Annotated in this window: 11 protein-coding genes; 6 read left to right on the forward strand and 5 right to left on the reverse strand. The window is 64.9% G+C overall.

Features of this window, described 5'->3' with window-relative positions; translation table 11 throughout:
* The first annotated feature begins 152 nt into the window (after positions 1–152).
* From ACQP2U_RS19485 to ACQP2U_RS19495, 3 genes are all read left to right on the forward strand, one after another.
* Entirely contained in the window at positions 153–965 is an 813-nt protein-coding gene (locus ACQP2U_RS19485; protein WP_433715955.1) for a DUF1206 domain-containing protein, read from the forward strand.
* 241 nt (positions 966–1,206) lie between these two features.
* Positions 1,207–1,899 carry a CatB-related O-acetyltransferase gene (locus ACQP2U_RS19490; protein ID WP_433715956.1) on the forward strand — a complete coding sequence of 231 codons (693 nt, stop codon included), beginning with the start codon at positions 1,207–1,209 and terminating at the stop codon, positions 1,897–1,899.
* A gap of 210 nt (positions 1,900–2,109) precedes the next feature.
* The gene (locus ACQP2U_RS19495) at positions 2,110–3,192 is read left to right on the forward strand and encodes a fatty acid desaturase family protein (RefSeq protein WP_433715957.1); all 1,083 of its coding nucleotides are present in this window, start codon (positions 2,110–2,112) and stop codon (positions 3,190–3,192) included.
* Positions 3,193–3,380: 188 nt separating this feature from the next.
* Here ACQP2U_RS19495 and ACQP2U_RS19500 read toward each other — a convergent pair whose 3' ends face one another.
* From ACQP2U_RS19500 to ACQP2U_RS19515, 4 genes are all read right to left on the reverse strand, one after another.
* Positions 3,381–4,544 carry an oxygenase MpaB family protein gene (locus ACQP2U_RS19500; protein ID WP_433715958.1) on the reverse strand — a complete coding sequence of 388 codons (1,164 nt, stop codon included), beginning with the start codon at positions 4,542–4,544 and terminating at the stop codon, positions 3,381–3,383.
* A 25-nt stretch (positions 4,545–4,569) separates the two neighbouring features.
* Entirely contained in the window at positions 4,570–5,622 is a 1,053-nt protein-coding gene (locus ACQP2U_RS19505) for a polyprenyl synthetase family protein (RefSeq protein ID WP_433715959.1), read from the reverse strand.
* Positions 5,615–5,896, reverse strand: coding sequence for a hypothetical protein (locus tag ACQP2U_RS19510; RefSeq protein ID WP_433715960.1), 282 nt, complete (start codon positions 5,894–5,896; stop codon positions 5,615–5,617). The genes ACQP2U_RS19505 and ACQP2U_RS19510 overlap by 8 nt, the downstream gene beginning before the upstream one ends.
* Before the next feature lie 552 nt (positions 5,897–6,448).
* Positions 6,449–7,111, reverse strand: a complete 663-nt coding sequence (locus ACQP2U_RS19515; protein WP_433715961.1) for a GntR family transcriptional regulator — start codon at positions 7,109–7,111, stop codon at positions 6,449–6,451.
* A gap of 125 nt (positions 7,112–7,236) precedes the next feature.
* Between ACQP2U_RS19515 and ACQP2U_RS19520 the strand changes: the two genes are divergently transcribed.
* From ACQP2U_RS19520 to madM, 3 genes are read left to right on the forward strand one after another with little or no spacing between them, the layout of a single operon-like run.
* Positions 7,237–10,146, forward strand: coding sequence for an AMP-binding protein (locus ACQP2U_RS19520; protein ID WP_433715962.1), 2,910 nt, complete (start codon positions 7,237–7,239; stop codon positions 10,144–10,146).
* A gap of 48 nt (positions 10,147–10,194) precedes the next feature.
* Positions 10,195–10,596 (forward strand): malonate transporter subunit MadL, encoded by a 402-nt coding sequence (madL, locus tag ACQP2U_RS19525; RefSeq protein WP_433715963.1) that lies wholly within the window; start codon positions 10,195–10,197, stop codon positions 10,594–10,596.
* Between the two features lies 1 nt (position 10,597).
* Positions 10,598–11,362, forward strand: coding sequence for a malonate transporter subunit MadM (gene madM / locus ACQP2U_RS19530; protein ID WP_433715964.1), 765 nt, complete (start codon positions 10,598–10,600; stop codon positions 11,360–11,362).
* Between the two features lie 140 nt (positions 11,363–11,502).
* Here madM and ACQP2U_RS19535 read toward each other — a convergent pair whose 3' ends face one another.
* On the reverse strand, positions 11,503–12,522 hold the full coding sequence (locus ACQP2U_RS19535) for a dihydrodipicolinate synthase family protein (RefSeq protein WP_433715965.1): 1,020 nt from the start codon (positions 12,520–12,522) through the stop codon (positions 11,503–11,505).
* Positions 12,523–12,532 lie beyond the last annotated feature (10 nt).

The raw sequence follows: 12,532 nt of genomic DNA on the forward strand, positions 1-12,532 counted from the left end.
GGTCTGATGACTCGGTCTTTGCTCGGTCAAAACGGAACGTAACGACCCGTCACCCGGGCGCCGGCCCGGGGAGGTGCTTTCTCCGCGCACATGGGTATCCGGTCGATGTCCTGCGCCGGCTTCGCGCCGTGGTACCTGGATGGAGGAGCAGCATGACCCACCCCGGTCTATCCCATACCGTCGGGCAGATCGCCCAGAGCAGCGTGTTCGCGCGTCTCGCCCGCGCCGGCTATGTCATGTCCGGCCTCGTCCACCTGCTCATCGGCTACATCGCGATCCGACTCGCGTTCGGCGGTGGGGGCAACGCTGATCAATCCGGGGCCATGGCGGAACTGGCGGATAAACCGGGTGGCAAGTTCACCCTTTGGGTGGGCGTGGTCGCGTTCGTGCTGATGGCGCTCTGGCGGCTGGCGGAGGCCGTCTTCGGCAGCGCGTCCGAACCGGGCGCCGACAGCCGGAAGTCCGAAGTGTTCGATCGGGCCAAAGCACTCGCGCTGTCCGTCGTCTATTTCGCGTTCGCGATCACCGCGTTCCGTTTCGCGCAGGGCAGTGGCCAGCCGAGCAGTAGCCAGAGCGTCGGGCTCACCGCACGCCTGATGCAGCACACGGCGGGCACGATTGTGCTCGTCGCTGCTGGGCTGGTCATCATCGCGGTCGGCGGCTACCACGTGTACAAAGGAGCCAAGCAGAATTTCCTCGACGATCTGCGCGGAGTCAAGAGCGCCTTCGTGCGGCGGCTGGGCACTGTGGGCTACATCGCCAAGGGGCTGGCCGTCGCCGCGGCAGGGCTGCTGGTCATCCTCGCCGCGACCGAATCCGATCCGAATAAGTCCGCAGGCTTGGACGGGGCCGTGAAAACGCTCGGCGCGCAACCTTTCGGCATGGTCCTGCTCCTGATCGCCGGGGCCGGCATCATCACCTACGGGCTCTACAGCTTCGTCATGGCCCGCAGCGCCAAGATGTAGCGCCGAGCGGCTACCGCACCCCGGTCAGAAGTCTGGGTTGCCGCCGCCACAGGGGCGGATTCCTCGAGGGAAATCTGGGACCGATCGGCCGTAGGATGCGGCTAGCTCGCTGGGACACAACCGGATCCATGCCCAGCAGCGCTACCGCAGCCAGTTCGGCGTCCACTGCGCATTCCTGGCCGTGGGAAGCGGCCATCGAATTTCGGCGGCACTATCGTGACCGTCCGTCCCATCACCATCCATGAATAACGAGGATCTCGAGTTGTCACCAGACCCCACCACTGTTCATCCTCTGCCCGCGCACGACCGCGTGGTATTTCTGAAACCCTTGGTCAGCTCACCGAATATCGTTGTGGGCGAGTACACCTACTACGACGACCCCGACGGTGCGACGGACTTCGAGCGTCGCAACGTGCTCTACGCGTACGGACCGGAGCGACTGATCATCGGGGCGTACTGCGCTATCGCGGCCGGGACCAGGTTCCTGATGGCCGGTGCCGAGCACCCGACCATGGGCGTGTCCACCTACCCGTTCACCATGTTCGGCGGCCGGTGGGCCGAGCAGACCCTGGATATCGTCACTTCCATGCCCAGCCGAGGAGACACCGTCGTCGGCAACGATGTCTGGTTCGGCTACCAGTCCACGATCATGCCCGGTGTGCGGATCGGCGACGGCGCCATCATCGCGGCCGGTGCGGTGGTCACGGCCGACGTGCCGCCCTACACCATCGTCGGCGGCAACCCCGCCAAGCCGATCCGGCAGCGCTTCGATAGTGCCGACATCGAACGGCTACGCCGCGCCGCCTGGTGGACCTGGCCCGCCGAACTGGTGGCCGAACACACGCACATCATCATGGCCGGAACCCCCAGCGACATCGAACGCATCGCTATCGAGCACCGCCGAGTGGAAACCCTTGATACAAGGGCTCATTGACGGGTAGGTGGTAACTGGTCAGTCGGCTTGGTCCGCGGCACGCATCCGGTATCACACCCCAGTCCGATTCGATGTCATACCAAAGGGTTACGGGTAACGAGAATCGGGCCGATAGCTTCGGGGTATCGAAATCGGCGCTCTCCGATTCCGACCGGCCGGCATCGTCGACGGACGGAGGTGGCGTCTCCGACTCAGCTCTCAGGAAGATCTATGACGACACCTGCCTTGGTCCCCGAGTCATCTCCACGGTCACCGCGGCGCGGCGCCGACGGTGATTACGCCCGTCTGTTGCGCAGGATCTCCGACGCGGGGCTGATGAACCAACGTCTCGCCTACTACGCGGTCCGGCTCAGCCTCGTCGGGGTCGCGTTCGCGGCCGGTTGGGCGGCGTTCGTCCTCGTCGGTGATTCGTGGTGGACGCTGCTGGTCGCGGGGTTCATGGCCGTGACGTTCGCTCAGGTCGCCCTCGTAATGCATGATGTCGCGCACCGCCAAGTCTTCCGGCTACGGCAGCCGACGGAGGTCGTGGGGCGCCTCGTCGGCAATCTCGGCATCGGCCTGGGTTACGGCTGGTGGCAGGACAAGCACACCCGGCATCACGCCAACCCGAACCACGAGGAACTCGACCCGGACGTCGCACCCGACATTCTGACCTGGTCACAACGGCAGGCACGGTCCAGCCGCGGTCTGCCTCGTCTCATTGGGAGGGCACAGGCGTTCCTGTTCTTCCCTCTCCTGTTGCTGGAGGGCCTGAACCTCCATGTGGCCGGCGTACGTGCACTCCGAAATCGATCGGTCAAACACCGCGGATTGGAGGGCACGCTGCTGTTCGGGCACTTCGTCGCCTATCTGGTCGCACTGTTCGCAGTTCTGCCCGCCGACAAAGCCTTCGCGTTCCTTGCTGTGCACCAGGGCCTCTTCGGCCTGTACATGGGCTGCATCTTCGCCCCGAACCACAAGGGCATGCCAACGTTTATCGGCGACGAACGTCCCGACTACCTCCGTCGCCAGGTGCTGACTTCCCGCAATGTGCGGGGTGGCGTGTTGACCGACCTCGCCCTCGGCGGGCTCAACTATCAGATCGAGCATCATTTGTTCCCGAGCATGCCGACGCCGAACCTACGTCACGCCCAGCTGATCGTCCGCGACTACTGCACCGAAATCGGAGTGCCCTACCACGAAACCGGGCTGATCTCCTCCTACCGCGAGGCGCTGAGACACCTGCACCACGTCGGCGCTCCCCTGCGCACTCCCGATCGCCACCAGGGTGAAGTGCCACAACGCAATGGTTGAACACATGCTGGGCGCAACGATGCCCCGGACACACCGTCGCCATCGGCAGCTGCGGTGTTGGGCGTCCGCTCATCGGAATGTGCGAGCGTGGATCCCGAACGCGGACAATGGCGATCTGGCATTCGTCCGCGACGCGCTGCATGAGCACGCGCTTACACGGATGTCGCCTCGGGCATGTACTGATCGTGTCAGGTAGTGATGGAGACGGGCGGGGGTGTCCAGCGACGGGTACGCGAAAGTGTGGACGAGACACCGAACTCCGGCTTGAGATGGTCCGGGATGGCGTAATGCATGACACGGCCGCGGGTGAGGGAACTGAGTTCGAAAAGGGTGGTGAAATGGCCGAGGCGATCGAGGGCCCAAGCGCCCATCGGGGATTTGTCCTCGATCGTTTCCAGGATTCCGAGCAGGGTGGGCGCGGTCTTGACGGCTGTATCCCAGGCGGTGCGCGGCACTTGCAGCCAGTCGGCGCAGGTGTCTCCGATGAGGTAGCGGATCAGCGCGGAGACGATGGGGTCGAAGAAGGTTCCGGGTACGACGTCCTCGTAGAGGTCGATGAGCTGTCGGGTGAGGCGGACGCCTTCGTCGCTGGGGCCCATATGGCGGGTCATATAGAGGTCGTGGAATTGCCGCGCGGAGTCCGCATCCTGTGGTGCGTGCCGCTGATCGACGCCGAGCATGGCGCCGACCACGCGCCAGGCGTAGAAGTACGCCTCCGCGCCGTCGACGCTCATGTGGATGTTCAGTCGGTGCAGGCTGTCGAGCACGAGGAGGGAAAACAGCATCTGGCCGCCGATCATGTCCTCCTGGCAGATGGGAGTGCCGAATGTGTCGGTGTCCCATCGGTTTTCCTGATAGAGATGGTGACGGATCGCCGCGTGCAGCAACCGCACTTTCTGGACCGCGGGTATGAAACGGCTGCCTGCCTCGAAGGCATCGGGCTGCATCAGGTAGACGGTGAACTGTCCGGTCTCGGCCATGCGTTTGGAGGGGTACTCCAGCGAATGCGTGGCCGACAGCAGTTTCGCGACCGGCGGCAGAACGTAGCAGGCCGGCATCGCGGCAAAAGATAGTGCGGTGGAGATGTGCACGTTGTTATCGATGAAGAACTGCCTGGCCTTCTCCATCTCATCCCAGTCCACCCATGCTGGGGGAGTTGAGGTTTCGTGCAGATAGTCCCGGGCGACGTCGGGCAGACCGTCGGGCAGGGGCGCGCCCACGGTGGAGACATAGCGCATGAGCGTGTTGAACTTGCCCACCTCGCCGCGTTCGAACATCGTGGTAACGGTGACGTCGGCGATTTCGTCGCCGTACTGTCGCAGTGCATCCAATGACGTTTCGGTGTAGGTCATCTGGGCTCCTGGTATCAGGCGAGGATTAATGCCGGCGTGCGGTCGCGGCGTGGGCGAGTTCGGTCAGTGCTCGGGCGGCGTGTGCCGTAACGCCGACGCCGGCCAGTGCGGAGGTGGCCTCCTCGACCCGCGCGGTAATCATCGATTCGATTCGGGCAGGAGCCTGGACACGGGTCATCAGATCGCGGATTTCGTGCAGGTCGTCGTTGCTGGGGTCGCGTCGATTCAACAAGCGCCGCAATTGTTTACGCTGTGTGTGGTCGGCGGCCTGCCAGGTCTCGGCGAGCAGAGCGGTAGGACGTCGAGTGCGGAGGTCGTCGAGGCTCGCCTTACCGGTCTGGGCTGGATCGCCGAACAGGCCGAGTAGGTCATCGCGCAGTTGAAACGCTTCGCCCAACGGTAATCCATACGCGGACAACGCCTTCAGCAGCCGGGGGGCGGCGCCTGCGAGTGCGCCGCCGATGAGCAACGGCTGCTCGACGGTGTACTTCGCGGTCTTGTATCGCACCACCTTCAACGACTCGGCGATGTCCGGTGCTGCACCGGTGCAGAGGATTTCCAGGCACTCCCCCGCGATCAATTCCCGCGCCAGCGACGCCCACAGGGGCCGCGCTCGCGACAGGTACGCCGAGGGCAGGCCGCTGGCGACGAAAAGCTGTCCGGCCAACGCAATCAACATATCCCCGACCAGCATCGCGAGTGCCCGGGCGGACGATTTGGTGCACGGTCGATCCGACAACGGTTCCCGCAGTGTGATGTGCGCGGTGGGCAGACCGTGCCGCAGGTGACTGTCATCGATGATGTCGTCGTGCACCGCCGCCGCTGCGTGCACCAATTCCATTGCCGCCGCGGCCCGCACGACTGCGTCACTATCCGGCTGTCCGGCTGCACGCCAACCCCAGTAGCAGAACGCCGCTCGCAGTCGTTTACCGTGCGTGGTCGCCACCACGATCTGGTCGGCCACCGGCCGCAGTTGCGGGTCGATGGTCAGGAACTGGTCGTACTCCTGCCCGACGAACTGTTCCAGCGCGGCATCCACGCGAGCTTTGAAGGCGCCCGGATCGTAGTGATCAGACATCACTGGAGGTGCCGCGTTGCGCCACAACCTGCTGGGCGAGGATTTCCAGATGCGCCTCGGACACTGTCGCATACCGGTCCAGCGCAAGACGTCCGCGCGCTTTCAGATCCGCTTCCGCCTCACCCGCCAGCCCCGCCAAGTCCGACCGCCGCAGCAGCCCCCGAAGCCGATCCACCGCGGGCCCGACCCGGCTCAGCGCCAGATCCGCGAGTCCGGCCGCGAGCAGTACGGCGTCCTCTGCGCGGCCACCGGAATGATTCGAACTCTGCGACATGCGATCACGCTCCATCCATACGTTCGGCACCGGGCATTCGTGCAGTTCCGTCCGGCTGGAATCGGCCTGACCCGCCCAGTGTGGCAGCAAGCCCACCCGGACACGCCGAGAACTGCTGGAAGCTATGGCATCTGAACGGGTCTCGGAGCGCACCGGGGACGTCCGAGCCGTTTCGTTTGGTCATCACAGATGAAACCCGTTGGAGCAGAGCGGTGTTCGGTGTTCCGGGCAGCTGCTGAACAACAGACGAATCCCTTGATTTCGCGCCACGTGCGGCAATTGCACGTGTGGCCGGGCCGATTCCATGGCTGGGCTCGTCCCGAGCATGTCGGCGGGTCTTTTCGGTTCCCGCGCACCGTGGTTCGGGATGCGGCAGTTATTGGGGCGTGGACCGCTCGAGGTCGACGTCGACGAGCGGGTCGCCCCGCTCGGTGTCGTCCGCTCGGCCGGCTCGAGGCACTACTCTTCCGCTTCGGAAATGGTTGGCCATGCCCGGCGACTCGTCGCCCGTTGCCCTGGTGCGGGCCAGCATTGCGATCAATTCGGCCTCGATCAGCGCCCCGTCAGCTGCCGCCAAGTCCGCACCAGTTGGCTGAACTCTTTGACCTGCACGAGCACGTGTTCACGGGCGGCGTTCTCCGCGGATTCGGAGTCTCCGGAAGCGATGGCGTCGGCGATCTCACGGTGTTCGGTCAAGGATCTACGCATGCGGTCCGGTACTCGCAGCTGTAGTCGCCGGTACGGCTGTAGGGCTCGTTTGAGCGTGAGGGCCTGCTGCCGCAGATACTCGTTGCCGCAGGAGTCGTAGACGACGCCGTGGAACCGGGCGTTGGCGTAGTAGTAGCCGTCGGCATCGCCGGTCGTCGCGTGGTTCTCGCACTCCTTCAGCGCACGTTCGAGTTCATCGAGTTCCGCCCGTTCGATGCGGCGCGCGCAGAGCCGTGCCGCCATCCCTTCGAGTTCGGCCATGACCTCGAAGCGTTCGGCCAGCTCGGAAATGCTGAGCTCGGTGACGTAGGTGCCCTGCTTGGGGCGGATCTGCACCAGTCCGGAGCGCTCCAGGGCCAGCAGCGCTTCTCGGATCGGCGTGCGAGAGCATCCGAACTCCTGCTCGAGCTGTAGGGCATCGAGGCGTTCGCCGGGTCGATAACGGCCGTGGACGACGGCGTCCTCGAGCGCGTCGCGTACACGCTGAGATTCCGGGACTCGAGCCAATGTGCACCTCCGAGAGCAGATTACTCGACCACCAGGGGTGGCGCGCCTCACATCTATACTCTATCGTCCCTGTTATATACATCACCGTCTCTAATGCATACAGAGACGGTGGGAAGGAAATCGCGATGGGGCAACAAGACGGCTGGCTGCTGACCGACCTGTTCCGAGCTCTCGGGCGACAGCACGGCAGCGATCCGACGGACGCCGATTCGCTCGTATCCCCGCTGGACCAGCTGCTCGCCGCCTGCGAGGTGCTGACGAGCGATATGGGCGAAGCCTCGATGCGCGCGGTCGCGACTCGAGCCCTCGCCGCCTACGCCGAGCTGGACGACAACGACAAACTCGCCTTCTTCACCCACATCACTGCGACTTACGACGTCGACGGCGATCAGGTTCGGGCCGCCTTCCGGCGGTGGGATGACGCACACAACGCCGGATCCGGGAGCGAGGAGGAGCTGGTCCGGCTCTTCGACGTGGTCGAACCGGCCCGCCAGCAATTGCTCCGCCGGATGAACCACGCCCCCGACGCCACCCTGGCCCTGGTCGAGATGCGCGCGGACCTGCGGCGGCTGTTGCGCCGTCACTCGGAGTTGCGCCCCCTCGACCACGACTTCCACCATCTCCTCACCTCTTGGTTCAATCGCGGCTTCCTCCGTATGGAGCAACTCAGCTGGGATTCACCGCAGGAGCTGCACCAGCATCTCCTGCACTACGAGAAGGTCCACCCGATGGCGAGCGCGGCCGAACTCCGCCGTCGCCTCGAACCTCAGGATCGCCGCGTCTACGCCTTTTTCCACCCGGCCACCGGGGACGTGCCGCTGATTTTCGTCGAGGTCGCCTTGGTGTGCGGCATGCCCGATACCATCGGCCCGCTACTGGAGCCAGGCCCGGAGCTGAACCCAGCGGCAGCGGACACTGCGGCGCTCTACTCGATCAACAACGCCCTCGACGGTCTAGCCGGAGTCTCTTTCGGCAGCTTTCTCATCAAACAGGTCATCGAGCAGGTCGGAGAGCAATTGCCACATCTGGCCCGATTCGTCACGCTCTCGCCCATCCCCGGATTCCGGCACTGGCTCGACAAGCAGGCCGAACAGGACGAAGAGCTACGGACGCTCGTCCAGGAGTTGGTGACGGTGGATCTGGGTGCGGCGGACATCGACCGGATTCGTTCGCGGCTCTACCGCGCGCTGGCTCGCTACATCGCCGCCGAGCGACATGCCGACGGCCGCCCCCTCGACCCGGTCGCACGTTTCCACCTGGGCAACGGAGCCACGGCCTGGCGGCTGAACTGGCCCGCGAGCCACTCACCGGAAGCTTGGCGGCAGTCCTACGGCGCGATGATCAACTATCGCTATGAGCCGGAGCGGCTGGAGCGTCAGCACGAGGACTTCGTTCGCCGCCGCATCGTGGCAGTCGGCGGACCGCTGCGCGACGTGCTGGGCGATGCCACGGCGGCGTCCCACGTTCGAGATACGGCCATGACCACCGACGACGAAAGAGGAACATCCACGATGCAGCCCTTCACGACCATCTACCGATCCTTCGCCGCGCAGGTGCGGCGACGGCCGGACCACACGCTGTTCGAGCTGCCGGGCGAGCGGTCCATCACCTACCGCGAGACCGCGGATACTGTGCGACGGATTGCCGCCCGACTCGTCGCCGACGGTGTCACTCCCGGCGATCGGGTCGCCATGCAGGTGGAGAAATCTCCGGAGGCCATCGCACTGTATCTGGCGACCCTGCGGATCGGCGCCGTCTTCCTGCCGCTGAACACCGCCTACACCGGTGCGGAGATGGATTATTTCCTCAGCGACGCTTCGCCGCGCGTGCTCGTCTGCTCCCCGAATCGGCGGACCGATCACGCCCACCGCGGCGGGGAAGGACTCGTTGTCGAGACCCTCGGCGTCTCGGGCGACGGCACCCTTCTCGCGGGCGACGACTGCTACGAGCAGGTCTACGAGGCCACGGCCGAGGACCCGGCGGCAATCCTCTATACCTCCGGCACCACGGGGCGCTCCAAGGGAGCGGTGCTCACCCACGGCAACCTCGCCTCCAATTGCCGTGCGCTACTGGAGGCCTGGCAGTACACCGCTGAGGACCGGCTGATCCACGCCCTGCCGATTTTCCATATCCATGGGCTGTTCGTCGCGGCGAACATGACTTTGGCGGCGGGTGCCAGCATGTACTACTTACCCAAGTTCGACTCCGAGGCGATCATCGATCTGCTGCCCCGGGCCACCGTGCTCATGGGCGTGCCCACCTTCTACACCCGCCTGCTCAAAGACGACCGGCTCACCCCGGACACCTGCGCCTCGATGCGGCTGTTCGTCTCCGGCTCCGCCCCGCTGCTCGCGAGTGACCATGAAGCGTTCGAAGCCCGTACCGGCCACGCCATCCTGGAGCGTTACGGCATGACGGAGACCGGCATGAACACCACCAACCCATACCAGGGCGGGCCGCGCAAACCCGGCACCGTCGGAAAACCGTTACCCGGCACAGAGATCCGCGTAGTCGACCGCGAAACCGGTGGGGCGCTGCCCGACGGTGACGTCGGCGTCGTGGAGGTCCGCGGCCCCAATGTCTTCGCCGGCTACTGGCAGATGCCCGAGAAGACCGCTGCGGAGTTTCGTGCGGACGGCTTCTTCATCACCGGCGACCTCGGCCGCATCGACGAGGACGGCTATCTGTGCATCGTCGGCCGAGACAAGGACCTCGTCATCTCCGGGGGCTACAACGTCTACCCGAAGGAGATCGAGGAACTGCTCGACAGCCACCCCGACGTGCTGGAGTCCGCCGTGATCGGAGTCCCCCACCCGGATTTCGGGGAGACGGTGGTGGCCGTCGTCGTCCCGATGCCGGGCAGACAACCCCAGGCCGGGGAATTGCTGGGCTTCATCGCCGGTGACCTCGCCCGCTTCAAGCAGCCTCGTGCGATCCGCGTCGTGGAGTCGCTGCCCCGCAATGTCATGGGAAAGGTACAGAAAGCCGAATTACGCAAGCGTTACGCCGACCTGTTCGTCGGCGCGGACGCATAGCCCACCGGTCGGCCACGCTCGACCGCACTCTTTTAGTCAGGAAAGACAATGATTCTCTACGGAGTGGCAACGCTGGCGGCGTGCATGCTCGCGGGCACCCTCGTCGGCGACCTGCTCGGCATCGCGGTCGGCGTCGACGCCAATGTCGGCGGAGTCGGATTCGCCATGATCATGCTCATGCTGGTCACTCACTGGCTCCGCCAGCGGGGCAAGTTCCCCGAGCCCAGCGAACGGGGCGTGCTCTTCTGGAGCGCGATGTACATCCCGATCGTCATCGCCATGGCCTCGACACAGAACGTGGTCAAGGCCGTCGCCGGCGGACCGATGGCAATCCTGGCCGGCCTCGGCGCACTCGCCGCGGGATTTGCCCTTGTGCCGGTGTTGGCCCGGATCGGCGCCCCGGTTGAACCGCTGCCGCCGCTGACCACAGAGAACAAGCAGGAGGTGTGAGATGAATACGATCAGTTCGGTCTTCGAACGCAATGGTCTGCTCACCGCCTTCGTAGTGGTCGGCGCGCTGGTGCTGATATCCGGATGGCTTTCGCAGAAGCTGACCCATGGTCGGCTGCAGGGGTCCGCCATCGCCATCATCCTCGGCCTGGCACTGGCATTCTGGGGTGGCAAGGTGACCGGCGCCGACCACGGACTGGCCGATTTCGCCGTCTTATCCGGCCTGGGTCTGATGGGCGGTTCGATGCTGCGGGACTTCGCGATCGTCTCCACCGCGTACGGCGTCGACCTGCGCGAGATCAAACGCGCCGGACTGGCCGGCGCGCTGTCGATCGTGCTGGGCGTGGTGGTGTCGTTCGTGATCGGGGCCGCGATCGCGGCAGCCTTCGGCTATACCGATGCCAAATCGATGACGACGATCGGCGCCGGTGCGGCCACCTACATCGTCGGCCCGGTGACCGGCACCGCGATAGGCGCCAGCTCGGAGGTGATCGCGCTGTCGGTGGCCGCCGGACTGGTGAAATCCGTGGTGGTGATGGTGGGGACACCACTGATCGCTCCCCTGATCGGCCTGAACAATCCGAAGTCCGCCATGGCCTTCGGCGGCTTGCTGGGCACGACATCCGGCGTGGCCGGCGGGTTGGCCGCAACCGATGAGCGTCTGGTGCCATACGGCGCCATGACAGCCACGTTCTACACCGGCATGGGCTGCCTGCTGTGCCCGTCGGTCCTGTACGTGGCGCTGCGGGCCATCGTCGGTGGATGAGGCTGCGAACGCAGCTCGGCGTGCCGCTGATCGGTTCGGAGTCGGCTCGGTCCGTGAGTGCCTGAAGGGCGCGGCCGACCGGAAGTTCCACCCTCCGGTCGGCCCTCCGGTCGGCCGACGCGACTGATCAGTGGAAATTTCTACGCGGGATTGCGGCCGATGAAGAATTCCCGGAACGGGTCCATGCTCGGTTCCAGACGGGAATCGGTCAAACCCTTACGCAGCGCGGCCATCTGGTGATCGTGGATGCGCATGGTGGGCATCCGCAGCGGCCCGCCGTTGTAGCCCTGGAGCCACCCCTGGAATTTCCACGCCTGGCGGTTCAGCACGGAGCCGCCGTGCACCGCGCCGAACAGGCCGGCCTTGACTTTGCGGGCCGGGTGCAGCTGCCAATAGATCTCGGTGGCCTCGTCGTACTTGCCGTCCCGCAGCAACTGCATGACCCGGGGAATCATCGGGCCGAAGAACTCATGATCACTGGTGGCCGAGAGCTGAATGGGCATGACCTGCGAGAGCGGGATGAGCTCACCCTCGATCGGGTTCGAGATGACGACCTCCTTGCCGAACAGCCGCGTGCATTCGATGACGCTCTGGATGCTCGGGAATCCGCCCTCGGCCTTGATCACCGCGACATTGGGAATCTCGTCGATCATGCGGCGGATGAGCCGGGTGGGGATATCGGACGGGTGGATTCGGCTGCTGAAGCCCCAGGACACCATCGGGAACAGAATGATGGCGAGATTCGTCGCATCGGCCACCGCTTTGGTGTAGTCGAAGATCTCCTGCTCGGACTCGGGATAGAAGTTCGGTGGGTACGACAGCAGCACCAGGTCCGCGCCGACTTCCTCCGCTCGCTGCACCGCCTCGATGTTCTGCTCGAGGTCGTTCCAGCTCGCGTGGTGGACGATGTAGAAGTCCTTACCGCCCTCATCCTTGGCGATCCGCAGGAAATTCACGTATTCCGGCAGCGTGATGCTGACTTCGGAAATACCAAGACTGCCGATGAAGCCGTGCTCCTTCGCCAGCCGGATGTCGTGGCGAATGCCCTTCTCGTTGATGTCGCGTAGGTCGTTGGTGAACGACGGAATGGTGCAGTTGATCGCACCGACAAGCTTTTCCCGAGCCCAGTCCCGGACTTCTGAAAGGTTGTACTCGGCCATGTGGGCCTCC

The organism is Nocardia sp. CA-084685 (assembly GCF_050955785.1).
Taxonomy (GTDB): domain Bacteria; phylum Actinomycetota; class Actinomycetes; order Mycobacteriales; family Mycobacteriaceae; genus Nocardia.

Bases quoted from the DNA above. Each gene is read 5' to 3' on its own strand.
- ACQP2U_RS19485 (WP_433715955.1), top strand. From the start codon at position 153: ATGACCCACCCCGGTCTATCCCATACCGTCGGGCAGATCGCCCAGAGC.
- ACQP2U_RS19490 (WP_433715956.1), top strand. From the start codon at position 1,207: ATGAATAACGAGGATCTCGAGTTGTCACCAGACCCCACCACTGTTCAT.
- ACQP2U_RS19495 (WP_433715957.1), top strand. From the start codon at position 2,110: ATGACGACACCTGCCTTGGTCCCCGAGTCATCTCCACGGTCACCGCGG.
- ACQP2U_RS19500 (WP_433715958.1), bottom strand. From the start codon at position 4,544: ATGACCTACACCGAAACGTCATTGGATGCACTGCGACAGTACGGCGAC.
- ACQP2U_RS19505 (WP_433715959.1), bottom strand. From the start codon at position 5,622: ATGTCTGATCACTACGATCCGGGCGCCTTCAAAGCTCGCGTGGATGCC.
- ACQP2U_RS19510 (WP_433715960.1), bottom strand. From the start codon at position 5,896: ATGTCGCAGAGTTCGAATCATTCCGGTGGCCGCGCAGAGGACGCCGTA.
- ACQP2U_RS19520 (WP_433715962.1), top strand. From the start codon at position 7,237: ATGGGGCAACAAGACGGCTGGCTGCTGACCGACCTGTTCCGAGCTCTC.
- madL (WP_433715963.1), top strand. From the start codon at position 10,195: ATGATTCTCTACGGAGTGGCAACGCTGGCGGCGTGCATGCTCGCGGGC.
- madM (WP_433715964.1), top strand. From the start codon at position 10,598: ATGAATACGATCAGTTCGGTCTTCGAACGCAATGGTCTGCTCACCGCC.
- ACQP2U_RS19535 (WP_433715965.1), bottom strand. From the start codon at position 12,522: ATGGCCGAGTACAACCTTTCAGAAGTCCGGGACTGGGCTCGGGAAAAG.